Source organism: Rhodococcus sp. PD04, from assembly GCF_035918275.1.
GTDB lineage: Bacteria > Actinomycetota > Actinomycetes > Mycobacteriales > Mycobacteriaceae > Rhodococcus > Rhodococcus rhodochrous.
Map to the genome: position 1 here is coordinate 4,511,210 of NZ_CP142143.1, position 23,976 is coordinate 4,535,185.

General features: G+C 70.5%; 18 protein-coding genes. 11 read left to right on the top strand and 7 right to left on the bottom strand.

The features are described from left to right. Nucleotides 1-57 precede the first annotated feature (57 nt). Both U9J23_RS20495 and U9J23_RS20500 read right to left on the bottom strand, forming a co-directional pair. Nucleotides 58-2,601 carry a VanW family protein gene (locus U9J23_RS20495; protein ID WP_326600134.1) on the bottom strand — a complete coding sequence of 848 codons (2,544 nt, stop codon included), beginning with the start codon at nt 2,599-2,601 and terminating at the stop codon, nt 58-60. 228 nt (nt 2,602-2,829) lie between these two features. After that, entirely contained in the window at nt 2,830-4,143 is a 1,314-nt protein-coding gene (locus U9J23_RS20500) for an acetyl-CoA C-acetyltransferase (protein ID WP_326600136.1), read from the bottom strand. 124 nt (nt 4,144-4,267) lie between these two features. Between U9J23_RS20500 and U9J23_RS20505 the strand changes: the two genes are divergently transcribed. Both U9J23_RS20505 and U9J23_RS20510 read left to right on the top strand, forming a co-directional pair. Further along, nucleotides 4,268-5,614 carry a 3-oxoacyl-ACP reductase gene (locus U9J23_RS20505; RefSeq protein ID WP_326600138.1) on the top strand — a complete coding sequence of 449 codons (1,347 nt, stop codon included), beginning with the start codon at nt 4,268-4,270 and terminating at the stop codon, nt 5,612-5,614. Further along, nucleotides 5,615-6,469 carry a MaoC/PaaZ C-terminal domain-containing protein gene (locus tag U9J23_RS20510; protein ID WP_326600140.1) on the top strand — a complete coding sequence of 285 codons (855 nt, stop codon included), beginning with the start codon at nt 5,615-5,617 and terminating at the stop codon, nt 6,467-6,469. 113 nt (nt 6,470-6,582) lie between these two features. Here the strand turns inward: U9J23_RS20510 and U9J23_RS20515 are convergent, their stop codons facing one another. Continuing rightward, complete coding sequence (locus U9J23_RS20515; protein ID WP_006552668.1) at nt 6,583-7,191, bottom strand: TetR/AcrR family transcriptional regulator; 609 nt, start codon at nt 7,189-7,191, stop codon at nt 6,583-6,585. Nucleotides 7,192-7,266: 75 nt separating this feature from the next. Then, on the bottom strand, nt 7,267-8,445 hold the full coding sequence (locus U9J23_RS20520) for a glycoside hydrolase family 3 N-terminal domain-containing protein (RefSeq protein WP_059383864.1): 1,179 nt from the start codon (nt 8,443-8,445) through the stop codon (nt 7,267-7,269). Nucleotides 8,446-8,558: 113 nt separating this feature from the next. Here U9J23_RS20520 and U9J23_RS20525 point away from each other — a divergent pair, with 113 nt between their 5' ends. From U9J23_RS20525 to U9J23_RS20540, 4 genes are all read left to right on the top strand, one after another. Further along, complete coding sequence (locus U9J23_RS20525; RefSeq protein ID WP_016695522.1) at nt 8,559-9,026, top strand: universal stress protein; 468 nt, start codon at nt 8,559-8,561, stop codon at nt 9,024-9,026. A gap of 57 nt (nt 9,027-9,083) precedes the next feature. Continuing rightward, the gene (locus tag U9J23_RS20530) at nt 9,084-10,166 is read left to right on the top strand and encodes an isochorismate synthase (RefSeq protein WP_326600144.1); all 1,083 of its coding nucleotides are present in this window, start codon (nt 9,084-9,086) and stop codon (nt 10,164-10,166) included. A gap of 140 nt (nt 10,167-10,306) precedes the next feature. Further along, a complete protein-coding gene (locus tag U9J23_RS20535) occupies nt 10,307-10,480 on the top strand; it encodes a DUF2613 domain-containing protein (RefSeq protein WP_006552672.1) in 174 nt (57 codons plus the stop codon). Continuing rightward, nucleotides 10,461-14,747 (top strand): alpha-(1->3)-arabinofuranosyltransferase, encoded by a 4,287-nt coding sequence (locus U9J23_RS20540; protein ID WP_085469741.1) that lies wholly within the window; start codon nt 10,461-10,463, stop codon nt 14,745-14,747. The genes U9J23_RS20535 and U9J23_RS20540 overlap by 20 nt, the downstream gene beginning before the upstream one ends. Here U9J23_RS20540 and U9J23_RS20545 read toward each other — a convergent pair. Beyond that, complete coding sequence (locus tag U9J23_RS20545; protein ID WP_145709647.1) at nt 14,636-15,808, bottom strand: acyltransferase family protein; 1,173 nt, start codon at nt 15,806-15,808, stop codon at nt 14,636-14,638. The genes U9J23_RS20540 and U9J23_RS20545 overlap by 112 nt on opposite strands. 246 nt (nt 15,809-16,054) lie before the next feature. Here U9J23_RS20545 and U9J23_RS20550 point away from each other — a divergent pair, with 246 nt between their 5' ends. Beyond that, nucleotides 16,055-17,290, top strand: a complete 1,236-nt coding sequence (locus U9J23_RS20550; protein WP_272268065.1) for a DUF3068 domain-containing protein — start codon at nt 16,055-16,057, stop codon at nt 17,288-17,290. A gap of 28 nt (nt 17,291-17,318) precedes the next feature. Here the strand turns inward: U9J23_RS20550 and U9J23_RS20555 are convergent, their stop codons facing one another. Beyond that, nucleotides 17,319-18,590 (bottom strand): lipopolysaccharide biosynthesis protein, encoded by a 1,272-nt coding sequence (locus tag U9J23_RS20555; protein WP_059383785.1) that lies wholly within the window; start codon nt 18,588-18,590, stop codon nt 17,319-17,321. A gap of 42 nt (nt 18,591-18,632) precedes the next feature. On the opposite strand from U9J23_RS20555, the gene U9J23_RS20560 reads away from it, so the two are divergent. Beyond that, nucleotides 18,633-20,384: a hypothetical protein gene (locus U9J23_RS20560; protein WP_059383784.1), complete on the top strand. Its 1,752-nt coding sequence runs from the start codon at nt 18,633-18,635 to the stop codon at nt 20,382-20,384. Here the strand turns inward: U9J23_RS20560 and U9J23_RS20565 are convergent. Next, nucleotides 20,295-21,524 carry a glycosyltransferase family 4 protein gene (locus U9J23_RS20565; protein ID WP_059383783.1) on the bottom strand — a complete coding sequence of 410 codons (1,230 nt, stop codon included), beginning with the start codon at nt 21,522-21,524 and terminating at the stop codon, nt 20,295-20,297. The genes U9J23_RS20560 and U9J23_RS20565 overlap by 90 nt on opposite strands. A 166-nt stretch (nt 21,525-21,690) precedes the next feature. On the opposite strand from U9J23_RS20565, the gene U9J23_RS20570 reads away from it, so the two are divergent. The 3 genes from U9J23_RS20570 to U9J23_RS20580 all read left to right on the top strand — a co-directional run bounded on the left by U9J23_RS20570 (nt 21,691) and on the right by U9J23_RS20580 (nt 23,909). Further along, nucleotides 21,691-22,446: a class I SAM-dependent methyltransferase gene (locus tag U9J23_RS20570; protein ID WP_085469738.1), complete on the top strand. Its 756-nt coding sequence runs from the start codon at nt 21,691-21,693 to the stop codon at nt 22,444-22,446. 22 nt (nt 22,447-22,468) lie between these two features. Continuing rightward, the gene (locus U9J23_RS20575; protein WP_059383781.1) at nt 22,469-23,371 is read left to right on the top strand and encodes an ROK family protein; all 903 of its coding nucleotides are present in this window, start codon (nt 22,469-22,471) and stop codon (nt 23,369-23,371) included. A gap of 106 nt (nt 23,372-23,477) precedes the next feature. Then, on the top strand, nt 23,478-23,909 hold the full coding sequence (locus U9J23_RS20580) for a CBS domain-containing protein (RefSeq protein WP_059383780.1): 432 nt from the start codon (nt 23,478-23,480) through the stop codon (nt 23,907-23,909). Nucleotides 23,910-23,976: the final 67 nt, after the last annotated feature.

A 23,976-nucleotide genomic window follows, 5' to 3' on the forward strand; every position in this document is an offset into this window, starting at 1 on the left:
GTGCGGTTTTCCTCACCGGAACCGCACACAACCTCCCCCGAGTTTCGAGGACGTCCGCTACTCCTTCTCGGGGCCACCCGCTGCCGGGGCTTCCGCCGCAGGCGATTCGGGGGCCGGCGCGGGTGCGTCCTCCGAATCGGCACCGCCGGAGGTCGCGTCGTCGCCGCCACCGGAGGGCTCGTCACTGGGTTCCGGTTCGGGGCTGATGCACTTCACGATCGGGACCGGGTCGTACCGGACCGTGCGGGTCGCGTTCGAGATCTGCGCGCCCGTCCGTGCGTCGGTGACGATCCGGGTGTCGGTGACGGTGAAGCCCTGCGCGCCGCTCGACGGGATACAGGCCGAACCGGCGGGCAACGTGATCGTGTTGGGCGAGGTGAAGTTCGTGCGGTTGCCGGTGATCGACTGGACGTCGACGGTCTTGGTGCCCCAGATACGCACCGTGATGTCCGAGCTCGTGCCGATGGTCTGGATCAGGACGCCCGTGTCGAACGGGTTGCGGAACTTCAGGTCGATGGCACCGTCGTAGATCGTGGCCTCGCGGGCCGCCGGGTACCGGGAGATGTAGTAGCTGTGCTCGGTGTGCTCGACGTCCTCCATCCCGGCGAAATAGGTCGCGTTGTAGAGGGTGGTCGCGAGCTGGCTGATGCCACCGCCCACGGCCTTACCGGGACGTCCGGCCTCGATGATGCCCGACTCGATGTACCCCTCCGCCGCACCGCGCGGACCGGTGTAGTCGTTGAAGGAGAACGTCTCCCCCGGCTTGACGATGGCGCCGTTGATCTCCTGGGCGGCCAACCGGATGTTGACGCCGGACGCGTATTCGAAGCCGCTGGTGGTGAACTCCGAGACCACTTCCTTGATGCCGAGCTTCTCGGCACCTTCGGTGGTGAGTTCGGGTTCGGCCTTCTTGTACACCGCGTCGGTGCTGCGGTCGCCCTCCTCCTTCAGCAGGTCGGGCAACCTCTCGAGAGTGACGGGCCAATCGACCATCTCGCCGGTCTCACTGGGCACGATCGTCGGACGACCACCGTCGAGGACGATCCGCGCATCCTTCGGCTCCGTCTCCGACGGGGCGAGCTGCGGCGCGAGGATGCCGATCGCGGCCTCGGTGTCGTACTGCGGTTCGAGTCCGCCCGAACCGTCCGGTACGAACGACAGGACGGCGCCCACCGCATCGCGCGGCAGCACACCGACGGCCCCGTCGAGTCCCCGGACGACCAGATCCTGTGCCACGGCCGGAACGGCGACCTCCGCCAGCGCCCGGTCGAGGCCCTCGCGGGTGACGGTGACGTCGACGCTTTCGACGGGCAGCGAGACGTCGCCGTACGGCCAGCGCTCGGCGAAGACGTCGCCTGCGACGGCCACGTCGAGTTGCTGGCCGGGCTGCGGCGTCACCGGAACGGGTGTGCCGTCCTCGAAGACGATGTTGCCCTCGCGCGGTTCGTGCGCGGCGGCGGCAGCGGCCTTCTCGATGGCTGCGGAGAGAGCGACCTCGTCGCGCGTGGAGACCACGCCGACCTCGTCGTTCCCGAAGAAGGATGCGAGTCGCGTGAACGGATTGAGGGGCTGCGAACCCACCTGGTCGAGCGTCGCGGGCCAGTCGATCCCGATCCCGGCCTCCGACGGCACGATCTGCCCCTGGGTGTCGCCGGCGGTGACGTCGACGGGCATGTCGAGACGCGGCGTCAGTTGCTCGGTGAGTTCGGCCTCGGCCGCGTCGAGCGACATGCCGCCGATCTCGACACCTGCGACGGTGACGCCGCGCGGCACCTTGCCCGACGACAACGCCAGATCCGCCACGTAGAACACGGCGAGCAGTGCAACGACGCCACCGACGACGAGCGCGATCGTGCGCCGGGGCAGATTCGATCCCGGCTTACCCGGTTCGTCGCCGTCTCCGCCGGAACCTCCCGGTCCGCCCGTGGGCGGAGGAGTGACGGGAGGCGGCCCCTGCGGCGGCGGACCCGCCTGCATCTGCTGGGTCGGTTGGTCGCCCTGCGGTGGGTGGGCAGCCGAGGGCATTGCCGTCGACGTGGGTGGGACGGGAGCCCCCGGCTGTTCGGGACCGGGCTGTGCCGGACCGGGCTGTGCCGGGTTCTGTTCCCCCTGCGAACGGAGGAGCCGATCGGTGGCGGCGGACGATCCGTCGCCCGGTGCCCGGTTTCCCGGCGCGACGACCGGGATGACCGCGGTGGGCGCCTCCGAGGGATGGACGTTCTCGGTCGGGGGCTCGTCCGCGCCGGTGGAAGCTGCCGTGTTCTCGGTTCGGGCCTCTGCAGGAGCCTGCGGGGCAGCCATGACTTCGGTCTTCGGCTCTCCGACCTGCGTCTCCGCCGGTCCGCTCGCCTCCGGCGTTTCGGCGGCTGCCGGCTGCGGAGCCTCGGCCTGCGCCTCGGTGACACTGCTCGCCTTCGGCTCGGTGACACTGCTCGCCTTCGCCTCGGCCACCTCCCGGTGAGGATCGACCGCTTCGAAACGCTCCGTAGGAGCCGACGCACCCTCGGCCTCGCGAGCCGACTCCGCCGTCGAACCGACGTTCTCGGTTCGTGCGTCGTCGTGCTCGTGAGGGGACTCGTCGGTCCCGTTGCTGCCGCTCACCCGGATCCCTTCGCAAAGCTGGGCGCTGTCGAATTCGCGCGCCGACTACCTGGTTTCAAGGGTAGTGCCCCAGCTTCGGGCGGCTTCGCCCGGAATGCGAAGACCCCGCGTTGCTACCAGGTCGGGGGTCAGGCAGCAGCGCGGGGTCGCTGGGTCTATCGCTGTCCGTCGCGGAGCGTTACACACCGAACGGAACTTTCTTTCTCAACGACTTCCGAAGCGGGTCGATCAGGCCTCGAGAATCGCCGTGACACCCTGTCCACCTGCGGCGCAGATGGAGATCAGGCCGCGGACGGGCTTGCCGGTCTCCTGCTTCTTCTCGTGCAGCATCTTGGCCAGCGAGGCGACGATCCGGCCGCCGGTTGCGGCGAACGGGTGGCCGGCCGCCAGCGACGAGCCGTTGATGTTGAGCTTGCTGCGGTCGATCGAGCCGAGCGGGGCGTCGAGGCCCAGCTTGCCCTTGCAGTACTCCTCCGACTCGAACGCCTGGAGGGTGGCGAGCACCACGGAGGCGAAGGCCTCGTGGATCTCGTAGAAGTCGAAATCCTGCAGGGTCAGGCCGTTGCGCCGCAGCAGGCGCGGGATGGCGTAGGTGGGCGCCATGAGCAGTCCGTCGCCACCGTGGATGTAGTCGACGGCGGCGGTCTCGGAGTCCACGAGGTAGGCGAGCACGGGCAGCTTGCGCTCGGCGGCCCACTCCTCGCTCGACAGCAGCGCGGCCGACGCACCGTCGGTGAGCGGCGTCGAGTTGCCGGCGGTCATGGTGGCGTCGCCGAGCTTGGTGCCGAAGACCGGCTTCAGCGTCGACAGCTTCTCGACCGACGAGTCGGGACGCAGGTTGTCGTCGCGGGTCAGGCCGAGGAACGGGGTGACGAGGTCGTCGAAGAAGCCCCGGTCGTAGGCGGCGGCCATGTTGCGGTGGCTCGCGACGGCCAGTTCGTCCTGCGCCTCGCGGGAGACACCGAATTCCTTGGCGGTGATCGCGGCGTGCTCACCCATCGACAGGCCGGTGCGCGGCTCGCCGTTGCGCGGGATCTCGATGCCGAGCATCGACGGGCGGACGTTGCCGAGCAGCTTGACCCGGTCGGCCGTGGTGCGGGCCCGGTTCAGGGAGAGCAGGAACTCGCGGAGCTGGTTGTTCACGGCGATCGGGGCGTCGGAGGTGGTGTCGACGCCGCCGCCGATACCTGCCTCGATCCGTCCGGCGGCGATGGCGTCGCCGACCGAGATGATCGACTGCAGGCCGGTGCCGCACGCCTGCTGCAGATCCCAGGCCGGGGTGTACGGGCTCAGCGCGCTGCCGAGCACGCTCTCGCGGACGAGGTTGAAGTCGCGGGCGTGCTTGAGGACCGCACCGCCGACGACGGCGCCGAGGCGCTCGCCCTGCAGGTTGAAGCGGCCGACGAGACCGTCGAGGGTCGCGGTGAACATGTCCTGGTTGGACGCGCGGGCGTACTTGCGGTCGGACCGGGCGAACGGGATCCGGTTGCCTCCGAGAACGGCGACACGGCGCTGCTGCGTGGAACGGGCTTTGGTGGTCACTGGTGTCTCCCGGTTTCGGACGGATTCGAATTCTGGCTACTATTCTTACTCACGGGTAAGTTTGTTGTCGAACACGCTTGCTGTCGAACACTGCACCGACGACCGAATCGAAGAAGGTGGAATCGTGGCCGAAGCCAAGGGCGCACCCAAGCTCTACGCCCAGCTCATCTCGTCCGCACCCGGAGCGTTCCTCGCCAAGCAGTTCGGTCTGCCACAGCCCGAGAAGCTCCGGCGCTACCAGCCCGGCGAGCCCCCGCTCCCCGGCCCCGTCCTGCTCGGCGGCAACGGCCGCCTGGTCGAACCGATCCGCAACCTCCTGAGCGACTACACGTTCGCCGAGCCGTCCGACACGAAGTTCGGCGCACTCGTCTTCGACGCTACCGGCATCACCGACCCCGCGGGCCTCGAACAGCTCTTCACGTTCTTCCAGCCCTCCCTGCGCAATCTCGCCCCGAGCGGCCGCGTCGTCGTCCTGGGCACCACGCCCGAGGAGGCCGGATCGGTCGACGAGCGCATCGCCCAGCGCGCCCTCGAGGGCTTCACGCGCAGCGTCGGCAAGGAACTGCGTCGCGGCGCCACCGTGCAGCTCGTCTACGTCTCCCCGAAGGCCGCGACCGGCCTGTCCGGTGTGGAGTCGACACTGCGCTTCCTGCTCTCGGCGAAGTCGGCCTTCGTCGACGCCCAGGTGATCCGCATCGGTGAGGGCGACGCCACCGCCCCCGAGTCGTGGGAGCGCCCGCTCGCCGGCAAGGTCGCGGTCGTCACCGGCGCGGCCCGCGGCATCGGCGCGACGATCGCCGAGGTCCTCGCCCGCGACGGCGCGACCGTCGTCGCTGCCGACGTCCCCGCGGCCGGCGACGCGCTGACCCAGACCGCCAACAAGGTCGGCGGCACCGCCTTCGCGCTCGACGTCACCGCCCCCGACGCCGGCGAGAAGCTGGCCGCGCACCTGCTCGAGCGTCACGGCGGCGCCGACATCATCGTCCACAACGCCGGCATCACCCGCGACAAGCTGCTCGTCAACATGGACGCCGCTCGCTGGAACGCCGTGATGGCCGTGAACCTGATCGCCCCGCAGAAGATCACCGACGTGCTCGTCGAGAAGGGCGCGCTGAAGGAGGGCGGCCGGGTCGTGGACGTGTCGTCGATCGCCGGTATCGCCGGTAACCGCGGCCAGACGAACTACGGCGCCTCGAAGGCCGGTGTCATCGGCCTCGTCCAGGCGACCAGTGAGGCGCTCGCCGACAAGAAGATCACCGTCAACGCCGTCGCTCCGGGCTTCATCGAGACCGCCATGACGGCCGCGATCCCGGTCGCCACTCGCGAGGCCGGCCGCCTGATGAGCTCGCTGCAGCAGGGCGGTGAGACCGTCGACGTCGCCGAGACCGTCGCCTGGTTCGCCAACCCGGCGTCGAGCGCCGTGACCGGGCAGGTCGTGCGCGTGTGCGGCCAGTCCATGCTGGGGGCCTAGATGGCACGGATCGAAATGTCCTCACTGCCGTCGACCTTCGACATCTACAGCAGGGCCGTGCTCGGAGCACTGCCCGTGGTGGGTGCGTCGGGCGACAGCCTGCCCGACGACGTCCTGGTCCTGCGGTCGCTGAAGGTCGATCCCGACAATCTCGCCGAGTACACCAAGGTGTGCGGGTTGCGGTTCGGCGACAGCCTGCCGCTGACCTATCCGTTCATCCTCACGTTCCCGCTCGTGATGAAACTGATGGTGTCGAAGGGCTTTCCGTTCGCCGCCGTCGGTTCGGTGCACGCCGAGAACGTGATCGAGCAGTTCCGGCCGATCTCGGTCACCGAACCGCTCGACATCGCGGTGCACGCGGAGAACATGCGCGAACACCGCAAGGGCCTGCTCGTCGATCTCGTCAGCGAGGTCAACGTCGGACGCGAACTGGTGTGGCGTCAGACGTCGACCTTCCTGCACCAGCAGCGCACGTCGCTGTCGGGTCAGCCCAAGCCGGAGCCGAAGGAGGAGATCCCCCCGGTCCCCACCTCCACTCTGCGGGTCGACCAGAAGGTCATCGACCGCTACGCTGCGGTCTCCGGTGACCGCAACCCGATCCACGTCTCGACCCTGGGCGCCAAGGCCTTCGGATTCCCGAAGACCATCGCCCACGGCATGTGGAGTGCGGCGGCCACCCTCTCGGCCGTCGAGGGACGGATCCCCGGCAAGGTGACCTACGCGGTGCGGTTCGGGAAGCCGGTGCTGTTGCCGTCGTCGCTGAGCCTGTACGCGCAGCACGTCGCCGACGGATGGGATCTGGCACTGCGGCATCCGAAGAAGCAGTACCCGCACCTGACCGCCACGCTGCGGTAGGGCGGGGAACCACCGAGACTTCGGGCGGGGCGGGACGCGATGGGGGCGTTCCGCCCCGCCCGAACCCTTGTGGCCGAATCACCGTGCCGCAGAGACCTTCCCGGCGAGGCGGATCAGTGCATCTGATCGGAGCGCTTGCGTCCCGCGAGACCGCGCCAGGCCAGGTTCTCGAGCAGATCCGCGGCCTGCTGCACGTCGATCTCACCGCCGGCGATGCGGTCGGCGACGGCCTCACCGGCACCGACGAGCGCGACGGCCATGATCGTGAAGTTCGTGTCGGGTTCCGGATCGCGCGTGCTCGATTCGAGCAGGTGCGCGGTGAGTTCGATCAGCCGGTCGCGGCTGCCCTGCACCTGGGGCGCGAAGGCCTGCTGCGACAGCGCCTGACGATAGAGGACCATCCACGACGGCCGGTGCTCGTCGACGAAGCCGAGGAACGACTCGAGCGCGACCCGCAGTTGTTCACGCGGAGCGAGGGTGGGGTCGCCCGCCGGTGTGAGTGCCTCGACGAACCGCTGTCCTTCGCGGGCGATGCACGCCGCGAACAACTCGTCCTTCGACCCGTAGTACAGGTAGAGCATCGGCTTCGAGATCGACGCCCGCGCCGCGATGGCGTCCATGGACGTGTTGTGGAAACCGTGCTCGGAGAACACTTCGACGGCGGCGTCCAGCATCTGTTGCTCGCGGACCGCACGCGGCAGTCGCTTGGTTCCGCCCGCCATGACTCCTCCCGGACTCCTCGAATGAAGTTCTTACTCTACGGTAGGAAGCCTGCGGTCGAAGCAACCTGCGACATTTCAGCAGTCCAGAGCGCCCTTCGCGCGTGTCACGGTCCGTACCGACTCGTCGACCCATTCCGGTGAGAGCGTTCCCTCCGCGACGACCTGCTCGAGATGGTCGAGCACGGCGGGCACCTCGTCGGTGGTCAGCCACAGTGCCTGGTTCACGCCCGCCACCATCGCGGCCTCGACGGCCTCGGTGATGCCGTAGGTGTCGGTGATCGCGCGCATCCCCGACAGGTCGTCGGTGAAGATCACACCACCGAAGGCGGGGCCGCCGTAGGCACCCGAGCGGAGCAGGTCCACCGCCGCCGGGCTGATGCTCGCGGGCAGCCCGCCGGTCAGACCCGGCACGTCGAGGTGGCCGAGCATGACGCCCACCTCGGGTGAGACCAGGCTGCGGTACGGCACGAGATCGCTCTGCTGCAGTTGCTCGATCGGCGGGGTGGTCACGGCACCGGTGTGCGAATCGCCGGAGGCCGAGCCGTGGCCCGGGAAGTGCTTGAGCACCGGCATGATTCCCGCGTCGATCAGTCCCCGCGCATAGGCGCCGGCGTACTGCGTGACGACCTCGGGATCGTCGGAGAACGAGCGGTCGCCGATGACGGAGTCGTCGGGCTGGCTGCTCACGTCGACGTCCGGCGCGAAGTCGACGGTGATGCCCAGCGACTTCAGTTCCTGTCCGCGTTCGAACGCCATCCGGTAGGTCTCGTCGACCGTCATCGTCTGCGCCGTCTCCCGCGCGGACGGGTCGGGCCCGAACAGGTCGCCGACGCGCGACACGCGGCCGCCCTCCTCGTCGATCGTGACCATGAGCGGCAACGCGCTCTGCGCAGCGACCTGCGGCACGAGACGGTCGGTGAGCATCGACGCGTCGGTCCAGCTGCCGATGAAGATGCCGCCGATCTGCTCCGACTCGACGACGGCCTGCGCGTCGGCGGCGCTCGTGACCCCGACGTTGAGCAACTGGGCGAGCTTCTGCCGCAGCGTCAGCCGGGCGAGCAGATCGTCGCCGCAGGTCGCCGACGTCGCAGCTGCGGTCGCCTCGGTGGTCGTGGCGGTCGCGGTGGTGGACGGGGCGGTCGCCGAACTCGACGTCGCCTCGACCGGGTCGTCGCCGCCCGAATCGGACGAACCGCATCCCGCGGTTGTGAGGGCGACCGCGAGCACGGCGGCGACAGTGTGACGGATCCGCATGGTGCCGACGGTAGCGGACGAACCTCGGAGACCCACAGCTCGAACCTCCCCCAGGGACGCTCCGGCGGGTTAAGGTGCACCCGAGCATCCGAATCCGACCCAGGGGGTACGCGGTGGGCGCAGATCTGATCCTCATCGCCTACGACGGTTCCGAGAACTCGAAGCGTGCCGTGCAGTATGCGGGTCGTTTCCTCGAGTCCTGCCGCGCCGTCGTCGTCACCGCCTGGGAACCGATGGTCCGGCAGGCCGCCCGCATGTCCGGCCTGTCCGGCGTCATGCAACCCGACTGGGTGCCCGACGAGGACAGCGAGGACGTCGCATTGTCCGACGCGCGCATCACCAACGACGAGGGCCTCGAGTTGGCCCGCTCGACGGGTCTGCACGCCGAGGGCCGCACCGTCGAGGTCGTCAACGCGGTGTGGTCGGCGATCATCGAGGCCGCCGACGAGCTCGACGTCGACATCATCGTCACCGGTACCCGCGGCACCACCGGTCTGCGGTCGCTGTTGCAGTCGTCGGTGGCCGATCATGTGCTCCGGCACAGTCACAGACCGGTCCTGATCGTGCCGCCGGGTCGCTGACGCCCCGCACCGGGTCACCGGCGCGCCGGGTACAGGCAGGGATATTGTCGATCCACCATGGACGGATTCCTGCTCTCGCGCGCCGAACACTCGGTGCACGCCACCGGCACCCGCCGGTTCTTCGACGACGTCCACTCCGCCACGCAGGCACTCCGCAGCGGCAAGGCGACGATCGTCGTCGGTGCACTGCCGTTCTCGCGGCACCGTCCGGTGGCCCTCGCGCAGCCCGACGACGTCGAGATCACCGACGGCCCGTGGCAGGCCCCGTCCGACCTGTCGGACCTGCCACCGGTGCGGATCTCCGCCGAGCTGCCACTGCCCCGCGTGCACGTCGAGCGGGTGCGCCGGCTCGTCGAGCGGTTGTCCCTCGGGGAGATGGAGAAGGTCGTCGCCGCCCGGCGGGTCGCGCTCGAGGCCGACGACCCCCTCGACCCGCTCGCGCTCGCGGCCCGCATGATCGAACGCCATCCCGACGCGGCGACGTACGCGCTGGACCTGAGCGCGGCGGGTGAACGCTACTGGGGGCACACGCTGGTCGGCGCGACCCCCGAACTGCTCGTGAGCCGACGCGGTGACACCGTCACGTGCCGTCCCCTCGCCGGGACCGCCGCACGCCGGGCCGATCCGGACGAGGACCGTCGTGCCGGTGAGGAACTGCTGACCTCGGACAAGAACCTCACCGAGCACGGTTTCGTCGTCGACTGGATCCGCACGCGACTGGCCCCGTTGTGCAGCGACCTCGACATCCCCGACAAGCCCGAGCTCACCGCGACCCCCGATGTCTGGCATCTCGCCACGCCGATCACCGGCACCCTCCGCGACCCCGGTACCGACGCGCTCACCCTCGCCCACGTCCTGCATCCCACCCCGGCCGTGGCGGGCACCCCGACCGAGGCCGCGCTGGACGTGATCTCCCGGGTCGAGGGCGACCGGCGCTTCTACGGCGGCGCGGTGGGCTGGTGCGACGAACAGGGCGACGGCGACTGGTTCGTCGCCATCCGGTGCGCGGAGCTCAGTTCCGACGGCCGACGCGCCGTGGCCTGGGCCGGAGGTGGCATCGTGGCCGATTCCGATCCCGTCGCCGAACTCGACGAGACCACCGCGAAACTGCGCACGCTGCTCGGCGCGCTGGGCGTGTAGCGCACCGCCGCGACGGTGAAGATCGACTCGGAGGCTCGCACCGTCCGCCGACGCCTTCCGGGGTGATAGTTTGGCGCGGACCGATAGACAGCGTGGCGGCCGGCGATGACTGCCTGCGTCACTGGAGATGGGGAGACGGAATGGGGAAGTTCCTGGGACCGGGCCTGGGTAGCGTGGTCGTCGGTGCCGTACTCGGCGCCGTGGCGGTCTTCGGCGTGACGGCCGCTGTACAGGAGAATTCGCGCCCTCAGATCGATCGCAGTGGCAACGCCGATTCGTCCCTCCTGAACCAGGTTGAGTACGGCAGCCGCTGACGGCGCCGGCAACGCTTCGAGTTCACGCACGTACCGAGGCGAGACGGAGCTCCCGTCCGCCGAACCGCTGTCCCGTCGGTGGCTGTACGCAGTCACCGCGGTGGCGGTGGTCCTGTCGTTCGCCCAGGTTCCGGGCCTGGTCGTCGCCGACACCAAGTACGACCTGACGCAGAACCCGATCGGCTTCCTCACGCGCGCCGCTCACCAGTGGAGCAGTGTGGCGCCGCTCGGGCAGGTGCAGAACCAGGCGTACGGCTACTTCTTCCCGCACGGATCGTTCTTCGCCGCGGGACAACTGCTGCACATCCCCCCGTGGATCACCCAGCGGGTGTGGTGGGTGCTGCTGCTCGTCGCCGGATTCTGGGGCCTCGTCCGCCTCGCCGAAGCTCTCGGCATCGGGAGCCGTAGCTCCCGCCTGATCGCGGCGACGGTGTTCGTGCTGTCCCCGCGCGTCCTCACGACCCTCGGTTCCATCTCGTCGGAAGCACATCCGATGATGCTGGCGCCGTGGGTGCTGCTGCCGTTGGTGCGGTATCTGAACACGCAGAACCCCGGCTCGGCCCGCCGGCTCGCTGCGCAGTCCGCCGTGGCGGTGGCGCTCATGGGCGCGATCAACGCCGTCGCGACCGCCGCGGCCTGTCTCGTCGCGGCCCTGTGGTGGGCCGCGCACCGCCCGAACCGGCGCTGGTGGCGCTTCACGCTGTGGTGGCTGCCCCTGTGCGTCGTCGCGGTGACCTGGTGGATGGTGCCGCTGCTGTTGCTCGGCCGCGTCAGTCCGCCCTTCCTCGACTTCATCGAATCGTCCGGTGTCACCACCGAGTGGACGTCGCTCACCGAGGTGCTGCGCGGCACCAGCAGCTGGACGCCCTTCGTCTCCCCCGAACGCATCGCGGGCGCCGTGCTCGTCACGCAGCCCGCCGCCGTCCTCGTCACCGGCGCCCTGGCCGCGGCCGGTCTCGCCGGTCTCGCGATGCGGTCGATGCCGGCGCGCGGTCGCCTCACCCTGATCCTCGTGGTGGGCCTCGTCGGCATGGGCGTCGGCTACGTCGGCCAGCTCGACTCGCCGTTCGCCGAGCAGGTCCGGTTGTTCCTCGACACCACCGGTGCGCCGCTGCGCAACGTCCACAAGCTCGAACCGCTCGTGCGACTGCCGATCGTGCTCGGGCTCGCGCATCTGCTGCGCGCCGTGCCGCTGCCCGGATCGGTGCCGTGGACGCGCGCCCGGAACGCCTTCGCACATCCAGAACGCAATCCGATGGTCGCGGTGACGACGTTGATCCTCGTCGCGATGACGCTCGCGACCTCGCTCGCGTGGACCGGCCGGCTCGCCCCGCGCGGCGCCTACGACGAGGTCCCCGAACACTGGCACGCCGCGGCTGCCTGGCTCGAGGACAACACGAGCGAGCGCGGCGAACGCGCCCTCATCGTTCCCGGCGCGCCGTTCGGCAGCCAGCTGTGGGGCCTCACCCGCGACGAACCACTGCAGGCCCTCGCGTCGACGCCGTGGGCCGTGCGCGACGCCGTGCCGCTCGTGCCGCCCGGCGCCATCCGCGCCCTCGACGCCGTGCAACGCGACATCGCCGACGGCCGCCCGTCCGACGGTCTCGCCGCCACCCTGCGCGGCCAGGGCATCGGATTCCTGGTGGTGCGCAACGACCTCGATCCCGACACCTCCCCCGCTGCGCGACCGGCCCTCGTGCATCGCGCGCTCGACGGTTCGCCGGGCATCGAGCGGGTCGCCGAGTTCGGTGACGACATCGTCTTCGACAACCCGGAGGATTTCGTCACCGACGCCGACCTGCGACCGACCTATCCGGCCGTGGAGATCTACCGTGTCGCCGAACCGGCCGCGGCGCCCGTCGGTCCCTATGTCGTGGACGCCGCCGACGTGCCGGTCGTGCAGGGTGGCCCCGAGGCTCTGCTGCGCCGCAACACCGCGCAGCCCGATTTCGTCGGTCCCACACTCCTCGCGGCCGACGCGGCCCGCGCCGGTCTCCCCGTCGACGAGGTGACGGTCACCGACACCCCGACGGACCGCGAGACGGACTACGGGCAGGTCGATCATCATTCGTCGACGATCCGCACGGCCGACGACCCGCGCCGCACCCACAACGCCGTCCCCGACTATCCGGTGCCCGACACCGAACTCGTCCGGGCCGAATGGGAAGGCGCCCGTATCAGCGTGTCGAGCGCGGCGTCGGATGCCACCCAGCTCGGTGGCACGTCGGTGGCGAGCAGCCCGGCCGCGGTGGTCGACGGAGACCCGACGACCGGCTGGCACAGCAACGGACTCGAATCGGCGGTCGGCCAGTGGCTGCAGCTCGACCTCGACCGGCCTATCGAGGCGGGTCTGCTGCACCTGACGACGAGCTCCGGTGCTCTGGGCGATCCCGTCAAGTGGCTCGAGGTGTCCACCGACCGGGGCAGCACGGCGGTGCGCGTCGACAAGCCGGGACGCGAGCAGACGGTCGCGCTGCCGCTGGGCACCACCTCGTGGATCCGCATCACGTCCGTGCACACCGAACGCGGCACGGTCGGCAACCAGTTCGGTCTCACCGAGGTGGTCGTCGAGGACTTCACCGACCGGAACGATCCGCGCCCGATCGACATCCGGCGCCGCATCGTGGTGCCGGGCCCTGCCGAGGACGCCGCGGTACGCGGATGGCAGCTCGGACAGGAGTTCCCCGGCCGCGGCAGCTGCGTCGACACCGACGACCGCGTGCGCTGCGCGCGAGGGCTCGCCACCTCCGCGGAGGAACCCGGCGTGTTCACCCGCACCCTGGATGTGCCGCAGGAGACCTGGGTCCGCCCGGAACTGCTCCTGCGCGCACGTCCCGGGCCTGCACTCGAAGATCTCGTGGACCGCTCGGACCGGGTCGTCGCGCGCGGTGACGCCGACGTCGTCGACCTGCAGGGCTCGGCGTTCGCCCTCACCGACGGTGATCCCCGGACGTCGTGGACCGCGGAGGAGAGCTCGCTCGAAGCGGGTGCGCCGAGGCCGTCGCTCACGTTGGAACTGCCCGAGGAACGACGCGTCACGGGGTTGGACATCAGGGCCGCGCTGGGAGCGCTGCCGGTCGCGCCGTCGCGGGTCGCGGTGAATCTCGGCAACGGACCTCAGGTGCGCGAACTCGACGGTGACGACACGATCGTCGACCTGACCCCGCACGCCACGGACCGGATCGAACTCACCGTGGTGCGCTGGCGCGACACCCTCGACCGCACCGTGCTGGGTTTCTCGAAACTCACCCCTCCCGGGCTCGCCGAGGTGTCGGTGCTCGGCGACGACGGGCCGATCGGCGCACAGGGATCCGTCTACGACGAGACCGTGACCGTCGACTGCGAGCGCGGACCCGTCGTGGAGATCGACGGGCGCAGTTACCGCACGTCGCTCACCGCGCGGGTCGCCGATCTCGCCGCGGGCGTGGAGGTTCCTGCGACGCTGTGCGACACCGACGTCGTCGGCATGAATCCGGGCCGGGTCGACATCGACGTCGATCCCGGCGCGGCCTTCGTCGTCTCGGGCCTGCGGCTCGACGTCCCCGGTTCCGATGCGCCCGTCGCGGAGCCGACGGAACTCGACAAGGGCCGCTGGACGGAGAACCTGCGCGAGGTGACGGTTCCGGCGGGCGACGAGGACCGGCTCGTGGTGGTGCCCGAGAGCACCAACGTCGGCTGGGTGGCCCGCACCCCGGACGGCACCGTGGCGACGCCGGTCGTCGTGGACGGCTGGCAGCAGGGCTGGATCGTGCCGGCCGGCCCGCAGCAGACGCTGACCCTCGAGTTCGCTACCGACCGCTGGTACCGGCTCGGGATCTTCGGCGGGCTGTTGTTGCTCGTCCCGCTGTTCGCGGCGGCCGTGTGGCCCCGCAGGCGCGACGAGGATCCGGGTCCGACGCCGCGCACCTGGGGTTCGTCGGCTCTCGCACTGGCCGGTGTGCTGGTCGCCGCGACGCTCCTCGCGGGATGGGTCGGTGCCGCCGTCGCGGTCGTCGGCGCGGTGGGGATCGGTGCGCTCGTGCTGCGCCGCGGCCCCGTCGTGACGTCACGTGTGCTCGTGGGCACCGCGGGCGGCGCAACGATGCTGGCGATGGCGCTGCTGTCCACCGGGCCGTGGCGATCACCCGACGGATATGTCGGGCACTCGTTCCTGATTCAGTTCGCGGCGCTCGTCGGCGTGGTCGCGGTGGGCCTGGCCGCGGTGCCGCGCCGGGCCTTGTCCCAGCGGTGGAAGGCGGCGCGCGCCGGCTCCTCCACGAGGGCGTAACTGACGGACGCGACCGCCAGGCTCAGCACGACCGTCACCGTCAGCACGAACCAGAAGTGCCCCGCGAAGGCCGGGATCCCGAAGACGGGGAAGACGATCGACAGCACCGCGAGGTGCCAGATGAACAGGCCGTACGACCAGCGCCCGACGGCCAGTGCGACCGGGCTCGCCAGAACGCGGTGCTGCCGGCGCGGCGCGAGGGTCAGCGGGGCGAGCAGCGCGAAGCTCATGATCGCGCCCAGGGCGATCTTGGCGAAGTACTCGGAGGGTGCGAGATCGGTCAGCGTCTCCGGTCCGGCCAGCGGGGTGGCCGCGGCCGCGAAGGCGCCCACCGCGATCGCTCCCATCACCGCGCGTCGCGCCGCGAGCCGGTGGATCCATGTCTCCGGTCCGGTGACGAGTTCGGCGAGGATCATGCCCGCCGCAAACCAGGGCAGATAGCCGGGCAGCCAGTTGGTGTGGTTGATGTGGTCGGGGGTGCCGACCGGAATCCACGCCCACAGCAACGACAGTCCGCTCACGGCGAGCAGCAGCGGGACGCGGTATCGGGCGGCGTCCCCGCGCAGCCCGCTCACCGCCAGCGCCAGCAGTGGCAGCACGAGATAGAAGGCCACCTCCACCGACAGACTCCACATCTGGGTGAGGCCCTCGGTGAGAGTGAGTGGGACGAACACTTGCACGAGCGTGAGATTCGACCACCACACCTTCGCGCCGCCGCCCGCGCCGGGCAGCAACCACAGCACCAGGATCACGACGGTCCAGTAGGCGGGGAGGATGCGGGTGGCGCGGGAGAGGAAGTAGCGGGTCGCCGAGGGGGACGGTCCGAATCCGCGGGCCGCAGCGGCGTGCGGACGCCACAGCAGGAAGCCGGACAGGGCGAAGAACAGGGCGACGGCGAGGTCGAACCGTGCCCACACCCGGCCGATCGGCGAGTCGTGCACTGCGCCGGTCTGGAACGCGACGTGGGTGATCAACACGCCCACTGCGGCGAAGCCGCGCATCCCTTCGAGTGCCGGAAGGAATCCGCTCACGCTGCGGTTCCGGTCGGTGGTGGTGGTCATCGCGCACCAGTGTGCCGTGTCGTCGGAGCGGCGGACAGAGCAGGATCGTCCGGAACAGGACGATCCCGGCAGCGACGAAGATCGACTACGGATCCGTCCCAGCGGTGAGCGGGCGCGCATATTGCCATACCGGGCTGTTAGTGTCTGAGCTCACGTGGTGTTCGCGGGCCGGATGCCAGGCGATCCGTGCAGCCCTGCTGCTGCCGGTGGGGGTACTCGATGACGACCGTTGAGTGAGGAGAAAGCATGGCTGAGCGTTCGAGCTCCGGCCGGATACTGGCAATGATTCTGGTGGGCCTGGGGGCCTTCCTCCTGGTGATCGCGATTCTCGTGCCGACGTACACGCTCGGGAAGCTGAGGACGACACCGCTCGATCTCGAGGTGACCACGGTCGCCGAGGGCACGGGCGACATCCTCAACTCCCGCCAGCTGCTCGCCGGCAACGCGCAGGTCGATCGCGACGTGCCGATCGTCGCGCAGCGCTTCGTCACCGTCGAGGATCCCTCGGATGCCGAGATCATGACGCTGCAGTCCGGTCAGACGGTGCGACGACTCGACATGCAGGGGGACACGGGTCTCGTCTCCGCCATCGTCGACCGCGTCACGGTCGACCGCAAGACGTCCATGCCCGTCTCGGCGGAGGAGTACCCGGATCGTGTGAGCACGGTCCAGGTGAGCGCCGACCAGCCGCCGGTGGAGATCGACAACCGCGAGGGACTGCAGTACAAGTTCCCGTTCGACGTCCAGCAGGAGTCGTACCCGTACTACGACATCAACGCTCGCGAGAACTACCCCATCGACTTCGTCGGTGAGGAAGAGATCAACGGCATGAAGGTCTACCACTTCCATCAGGAGATCGGCCCCGTCGACCTGTCGAAGGCCGACCCCGAGGTCCAGACCTACAAGCTCAGCCTGCCCGCCTCCACCTGGGGTGTCGGTGAGGGCGACGAGCCGATCACGATGACCCGCTGGTACAACAACATCCGCGACCTGTGGGTCGACCCGGTCACCGGTGTCGTCGTCAAGGGCCAGGAGCAGCAGGACCAGTACTACGCCCGCGAGGCCGACAAGCCCGAGGTAACGGTCCTCAACGTGACGTTGCCGTTCGACGAGGAGACGATCGAGTACCAGATCGGCCAGGCCAAGGACGGCCAGGACACCATCTCGCTGTTCGGCCGCACCCTGCCGATCATCCTCGGCATCCTCGGCGTCATCCTGCTGATCGTCGGCTTCGTGCTCGGCATCCGCGGCGGCGGCAACCGTCGTCCGGCCACCGCGACCGGCGGCCCCGCTCCGGCAGGCCCGGCCACGACCACGGTCGGCCCGGCGCATTCGGCCGGCGCGCAGCACGATCACACCGATGACCGCACCGAGGTCATCCCGCGCCAGACCGACCCGAACGCGCAGCAGCGCGACTGGACGACCGATCAGACGCAGGAGATCCCGCGCACCGATCTGCGGAAGCCTCCGACGCAGGAGTGATCGTCCGTTGGACGAATCGAACCGCCCCTCACCGATCCCGGTGGGGGGCGGTCTCGTTCGTGGGTGACCCGTCGGTGGACGGGGCCGCTGCAGCCCCGCGCAGAGCGAGCACCGCGACCACCGCGGCCGTCGCCGCGGCCACACCGACGGCGACGGCGATGAACTGCCGCAGGGTCGACGCCACCGTGAACATCAGCACCGCCTCGAGGACGAGGCCCGCCCACGCGACGAGCGCGAGATGGGTGCGTTCCCCGGCGATCGCCGACAGCAGCGCGCCCTGCAGGACCGCCAGACACGCACCCTGCAACGCGAACAGCCACAGCAGCGACTGCACCGGCCCGTAGGCGTCGCCGACCAGCATCGGGACGATCGGTGCGCAAATCGCCGCGCCGGCGACGAGCACCGCGCCGATCGCGACGAGGACGGTGAGCGCCGACCGCACCGCCGCCGCCGACTGGGCGGGGTTCGCCATCCGCGGATAGAGCACCACACCGACCGCCTGCGGCAACCAGAAGGCGACCTTCGTCGCCACCGCCCCCAGTGCGTACAGGCCGGCCGAGTCGGGGTCGAGCAGCATGCGGGCGAGCAGCAGGTCGAGCGACGTGAGGGCGATGAGGGCCAGCTGCACCTGGGAGGCACGCAGCACCGCCCCGGCGGTCGGGACCGGCTCCGTCCTCCCACCCGACGTCCGGCCCACGAGCACGCTCGCGGCCAGCGCGACCACGCCCGTGCCGAGCGCCCCGGCGAACAGCGCGGCGCCGGGACCTCCTCCGACGGCGAGCACCGCCACGGCCGGCACCACCTTCGCGATGCCCGCGGCGGCCAGGACGACGCTGAGCGCCGCGAACCTGCCCCGCCCCTGCAGCAGACCCTGTTCGGCAGCGAGGAGGACGAGCAGCGGCGCGGTGACGAGCGATCCGAACGCTCCCCCGACGCTCGTGTCGAGCGCCCACGCCACGACGGGCACGAGAAGCATCGCGACGACGAAGGCGAGCACGGCGCAGCGATAACCGAGACGGCGCAACGCCGCGGCACCGGTGCCGTGCACGGCCTCCCGGGCGACGACCGTCTGCAACGCCAGCGCCGGCACCGCGAGGACGAGCTGCGCGGCGAGCAGGCTCGCGAACTCGCCGTATCCGGCGGGCCCGAGCCAACGTCCCGCCGGCAGGTGCAACAGATAGGACGCGAGGTTCGCGGTCATCGCACCGACCGTCACCAGCGTCATGCCGGCGACGGCGGTACCCGTCGAACCACGGGTGGTCTCGGTGCCCTCCGACGCGGGTCGGGGTGTTCGCGGCATCCGCTCATCCTCCCATCCGGAACGACACCGTATTCTGCCGCCATGCCACGCCCGGAGTCGTCCCGCATCTCCACGACGGCGGCTCTCCCGGCGGTCTGGTCCCTCGTCCTGACGGTCGCGGTGCTCGGCCCGTTCCTCGTCTCCCCCGGCTACCTGCTCTTCCGCGACGCGGTGAGCACTCCCCGATCGTTCCCCACCGACTCCGCACTCGGTCTGTCCGACGCCGCCGCCCGCGCGGTTCCGCAGGACGCCCTGCTGGCGTGGGTGAGCACCGTCGTCGACGGTGGTGTCGCGGTCACGGCGCTGCTCGTCGCGTCGTTGTGGGCGGCGGGGTGGGGTGCGGCGCGGCTGGTCGCGGTGGTGCTGCCGACGAGCGGAACCGGTGCCCGGCTCGTCGCGGCGACGGTCGCGATCTGGAATCCCTATGTCGCCGAGCGGTTGCTGCAGGGCCACTGGAGTCTGCTCGCCGGGTACGCCGCGCTGCCGTGGACGATCTGCGCGGCCGTCGCGATCCGGCGGCGGAGACGCGGCGGGTGGGCGTCGTCGGCGGTCTGCCTGGCCGCCGCGGGGCTGACCCCGACCGGGGCCCTGCTGGCGATCGTCACGGCCTGCGCCGTCCTCGTCGCCCCCGGCGGCCGGACGCGGGTACTGCCGCGCGTGGGCGGCACGCTCGCGCTGGGTGTCGCGGTGTCGTTGCCGTGGCTGGTCGCGACGGCACTCGCCGGTGGCGGCACCGAAGCCGACCCGGCCGGTGTGCGCGCCTTCGCCGCCCGGGCCGAACCGCTGCTCGGCACGATCGGTTCGGTGGCGGGACTCGGCGGGATCTGGAACGCCGAATCCGTCCCCACCTCGCGCACCACCGCATGGGCGCTGATGGGCACCCTGCTGCTGCTCGCCGTGGTGGCGTGCGGGGTGCCGGCGCTGTGGCGGCGACGCAGGAATCCGGTGATCGTGGCGGTCGTGGTGCCCGCCGTCCTCGCGGTGCTCGTCGTCGCCCTCGCCGCGACCGGACCGGGACTCGCCGTCGGCGAATGGGCGATGGTGAACGTGCCCGGCGCGGGACTGCTGCGCGACACCCAGAAGTGGGTCGCGTGGGCGATGCCCGCCTACACGCTCGCCGCGGCGGCCGGCACGACCGTCCTCGCGCGGCGCTTCGCGGCGCCCGAACCGGTGTGGGCGCTGGCCGCGATCGCCGTCGTGCTGGTCGCGCTGCCCGACCTGGTGTGGGGTGTGGGCGGGCAACTGCAGCCCGTGCGCTATCCGCCGGGCTGGGAACGGGTGTCGCAGATCGTCACGGTCGACGACGGCGACGTGGCGGTGCTGCCCGCCGGCATGTTCCGGGTCTTCGACTTCTCCGGGCCCGTGCCGGTGCTCGATCCGTCCCCGCGCATGCTGCGCGCCGACGTCCTGCAGACCGGAACCCTGATCGTCGCCGAGGGCAGTGTCGCCGGGGAGGGTCGCCGCGCGGAGGACGTCGAAGCCTTGCTGCTGTCCGGCGCGGACCCGAGTGCGCTCGCCGCGCGCGGGGTGGGCTGGGTGCTCGTCGAGCACGGCACGCCGGGCGAACTCGGCGACTCACAAAGCACACTCGACACGCTCGAACCCGCCTACCGCGACGAGGATCTGAGCCTGTACCGGGTGGAGGGCGTCACCTCGACCCCGTCGCCCCACCGCGCCCTGGCGATCGGGGCGCACGTGGCGTGGTTACTGGTACTGGCCGGCGGCGCTGGGTGCGCGCTCGGGCAGCGGGTCGGCGAGAGTCGACGGCTCGTCGGCGCGCGGGAACAGCCCTGAGACGGTGTGCCCGAAGGTCGTGACGGACAGGACCTCGTGCACGCCCTCCCCCGTGGCCTCCCACGAGAACTCGCCGGCGCGGATGCGGGCCTTGTTGCCGAGCTGACGACGACGGTCGGCGTCGGCGAGCAGATCGGCGACGGCGGCGGTCAGTTCGGCGGGTGAGTCCACGAGCACTCCGGTCACGCCGTCGATGATCGAATCGGTCAGTCCCTTGGAACTGCGGTAACCGATGGTGGGCACACCGTGCTGGGCGGCCTCGACCACCGCGAGACCCCACCCCTCCTTGCGTGAGGGCATCACGTGAACCCAGGCGCGGGCGAGCAATTCGTGCTTGCGCTGTTCGTCGACGTGGCCGTGGAAGGTGACGGCGTCGCCGATGCCCAGTTCTGCGGCCGCATCGCGGAGGTTCTGCTCCCACCAGCCGCCGCCGATGACGTCGAGATGCAGACCGGGGACGGTGCCGCGCAGCGCCGCGACCGCGGCGAGGGCATCCTCGATCTGCTTGTGCGGCACCAGCCGTGAGAGCACGCACACGCTCGGGTGGGCCGTGCGTGTGTCGTCGCCCCCCACTGCGACACCGGTGGGGACGGCGTCGACACCATTGCGGACCACGGCGATCCGTTCCCGGTCGACGCCGAGAGCGCGCAGCTCGTCGGCGGACGGAAGGGAGACGGTGAGGTACTGGTTGCGGCGGTGCACGCGCGGCGACAGGGACGACTCGATCCACCAGCCGAGCTTGGCCATCAGCCTGCCTGCGACCGGCCATTGCTCGCGATGACAGTGGTGCACGAGCACCGTGACGGGGGCACCGGCGACGAGCCGGGCGAAGAACGGGATGCCGTTCTGGGTGTCGATGACGGCGTCGGGACGGATACCGGCGAGGGGGCCGACACCGAATCTGCCCGCGAGGATCGCGGCGAGCGCGCGCGGATAGACGGTGAGCCGTCCCCCACCGCGACTGACGGTGATGCCGTCGATCCGGTCCCGCTCGGGAGCTCCGGGATAGGAGGCGGTCCTCAGGACGACGCGGACGCCGCGCGCCGCGAGTTGCGCCCCGACCTGTTCGAGATACCGCTCGCTGCCACCGCCCTGCGGATGCCCGCTATCGCGCCAGCAGAGCAGCAGAACCTCCCGCACGCGGTGACCCCCCTGTATGTCGACTCGACCACCCGGCCGGGCAGATGTGACTCGGACGATGACAGGGACACAGTAGCGGGTGCCGGTCGGCGACAGGTGAGGGACGAGCGCGGGGCCCGCACTAAGGTGACTGGACGTGCCATCGACGACCCGACCCCGCACCGACGTGACCCGGCTGTTCGCCCGCCGCGCCACACTGCGCCGTTCCGTGGGGTTGCTCGGCAGCTTCCGGTTCGAACAGACGGAACCGGAGAAGTTCTACGGTGGTCTCGCGCGCGACACCGTCGACCTCATCGGCGATCTCTACACGGGGCTGACCGGCGCCGATCTGACGGGCACCACGGTCGTCGACGTCGGCGGTGGACCGGGTTACTTCGCGGATGCGTTCACCGAGGTGGGTTCGCGGTACGTGCCGATCGAGCCCGACCCGTCGGAGATGCACGCCGCCGGTCTGCAGGTGGGCGGTGCGATCCGCGGCTCGGGCCTGGCACTGCCGCTGCGTACCGGATCGGTGGACGTGTGCTTCTCGTCGAACGTCGCCGAACATGTTCCGACGCCGTGGGTGATGGCCGACGAGATGCTGCGCGTCACGCGTCCCGGCGGACTGATGGTGCTGTCGTACACCCTGTGGTGGGGGCCGTTCGGCGGGCACGAGACCGGTCCGTGGCACGCCTTCGGCGGCGAGTACGCGGCCCGGCGCTACGCCCGCAAACACGGCCGGGAACCGAAGAACCGGTACGGGGTGTCGCTGTTCGACGTCGGCGCGAGCGACGGTCTGCGCTGGGCACGTTCGACACCCGACGGTGAACTGCTCGCGGCGTTCCCCCGCTACCACCCGAACTGGGCGTGGTGGTTCGTGAACGTGCCCGGTGTCCGAGAGTTCCTCGTCAGCAACCTGGTCCTGGTCCTGCGGCGACGCTGACCCGTCGCTTAATGTCGTCGCCATGACCGCACTGGCCCTGGACGTCGGCGGCACCAAGCTCGCCGCGGCCGTCGCCGCCGACGACGGCACCCCGCTCGAAGCCCGTTCCGTGCCGGTCCCCCGCAAGGACGTGTGGGACGCGTGCGCGGGGCTGCTCCGGGAGGTCGCGGAGGTCGGTGAGGAACCGGTGACCGCCGTGGGTATCGCCGCGGCAGGACCGGTCGACACGAACGCCGGGACGATCGGCCCGATCAACATCTCCGAGTGGAGTTCCGGCTTCGCACTCGTCGACGCCGTGCGTTCGGTGTTCCCCGAGGCGCGTGTCGATCTGGTGATGGACGGTGCGGCCGCGACCCTCGCCGAACAGCGCTTCGGTGCCGGACGTGACGTCGCCGACCTGCTCGGGGTCGTGCTCGGCACCGGCATCGGCGGCGGTCTCGTGCTCGGCGGCCGGATCGTGCGCGGCCGCACCGGAAACGCCGGCCACATAGGGCACGTCGTCTCGCCCTACGGCACGACGGTGTGCGCGTGCGGAGGCGTCGGCTGCATCGAGACCGTGGCGAGCGGCCCGTCGGCGGTGCGCTGGGCCCGTGCCCACGGCTGGCAAGGCCCCGACGGTGTCGCACTGGCCGCGGACGCCGAGTCCGGGGTCGGCGTCGCCGCCGCGGCACTCGAACGGGCCGGGACGGCGCTGGGGCAGGTCATCGCGTCGGCAGCGGCACTGGTGGATGTGGGACGGGTGGTCGTCGGCGGAGGCTTCGCGCAATCGGGCGGGCACCTGTGGCGGCCGATGCTCGCGTCGGCGGCCCGGCACGCCCGCCTGCGGTTCGTACAGGACCTGCAGATCGTCCCCGCCGAACTCGGCGCACTGGGCACTCTCACCGGCGCATCGATCGTCGCCGCAGGTCACGACTGGATAACCTGACCCGGCACACCGGGCTTTCCGGCCTACCCTGAGGACCACATCGGAGTCCCGGCGGAAACCGGTAGCGGGCCGCCGGGATGCTCTGCGAGCAGATCGGCGGTACCGGATGCGGATTGCTGACATTTTGCGGAACAAGGGTTCGGCGGTGCACACGGTCGGGCCCGACACCACGGTATGCGAGCTCATCGGCGACTTCGCGCGGTTCAACATCGGCGCGATGGTGGTGTGCGAGGGCAGGAGCGTCGCCGGGATCGTCACCGAACGCGACGTCGTACGCGCCCTCCACGAACGGGGCCCCTCGATCCTCGCCGCGCCGGCACACGAACTGATGTCCCGGACGGTGACGACCTGCCTGCCCACCGATTCGGTCGACAGTCTCGCCGAGACCATGACCGAACAACGGATCCGGCACCTGCCGGTCGTGGTGGACTCTCAGCTGGTCGGGATCGTCAGTATCGGCGACGTGGTCAAGAGCCGCATCGACGAACTACAGACCGAACGCGACCAGCTCGCCTCGTACATCCACGACGGTGGCTGACTTGTCGTTCCACGACGGTGGCTGACTTGTCGTTCCACGACGGTGGCCGATCTGTCGTTCCACGACG

What these genes read in the sequence shown, in the direction of transcription:
- U9J23_RS20550 (WP_272268065.1), top strand. Translation starts at nt 16,055, where the DNA reads ATGGCTGAGCGTTCGAGCTCCGGCCGGATACTGGCAATGATTCTGGTG.
- U9J23_RS20555 (WP_059383785.1), bottom strand. Translation starts at nt 18,590, where the DNA reads ATGCCGCGAACACCCCGACCCGCGTCGGAGGGCACCGAGACCACCCGT.
- U9J23_RS20545 (WP_145709647.1), bottom strand. Translation starts at nt 15,808, where the DNA reads ATGACCACCACCACCGACCGGAACCGCAGCGTGAGCGGATTCCTTCCG.
- U9J23_RS20535 (WP_006552672.1), top strand. Translation starts at nt 10,307, where the DNA reads ATGGGGAAGTTCCTGGGACCGGGCCTGGGTAGCGTGGTCGTCGGTGCC.
- U9J23_RS20530 (WP_326600144.1), top strand. Translation starts at nt 9,084, where the DNA reads ATGGACGGATTCCTGCTCTCGCGCGCCGAACACTCGGTGCACGCCACC.
- U9J23_RS20515 (WP_006552668.1), bottom strand. Translation starts at nt 7,191, where the DNA reads ATGGCGGGCGGAACCAAGCGACTGCCGCGTGCGGTCCGCGAGCAACAG.
- U9J23_RS20575 (WP_059383781.1), top strand. Translation starts at nt 22,469, where the DNA reads ATGACCGCACTGGCCCTGGACGTCGGCGGCACCAAGCTCGCCGCGGCC.
- U9J23_RS20560 (WP_059383784.1), top strand. Translation starts at nt 18,633, where the DNA reads ATGCCACGCCCGGAGTCGTCCCGCATCTCCACGACGGCGGCTCTCCCG.
- U9J23_RS20580 (WP_059383780.1), top strand. Translation starts at nt 23,478, where the DNA reads ATGCGGATTGCTGACATTTTGCGGAACAAGGGTTCGGCGGTGCACACG.
- U9J23_RS20520 (WP_059383864.1), bottom strand. Translation starts at nt 8,445, where the DNA reads ATGCGGATCCGTCACACTGTCGCCGCCGTGCTCGCGGTCGCCCTCACA.
- U9J23_RS20510 (WP_326600140.1), top strand. Translation starts at nt 5,615, where the DNA reads ATGGCACGGATCGAAATGTCCTCACTGCCGTCGACCTTCGACATCTAC.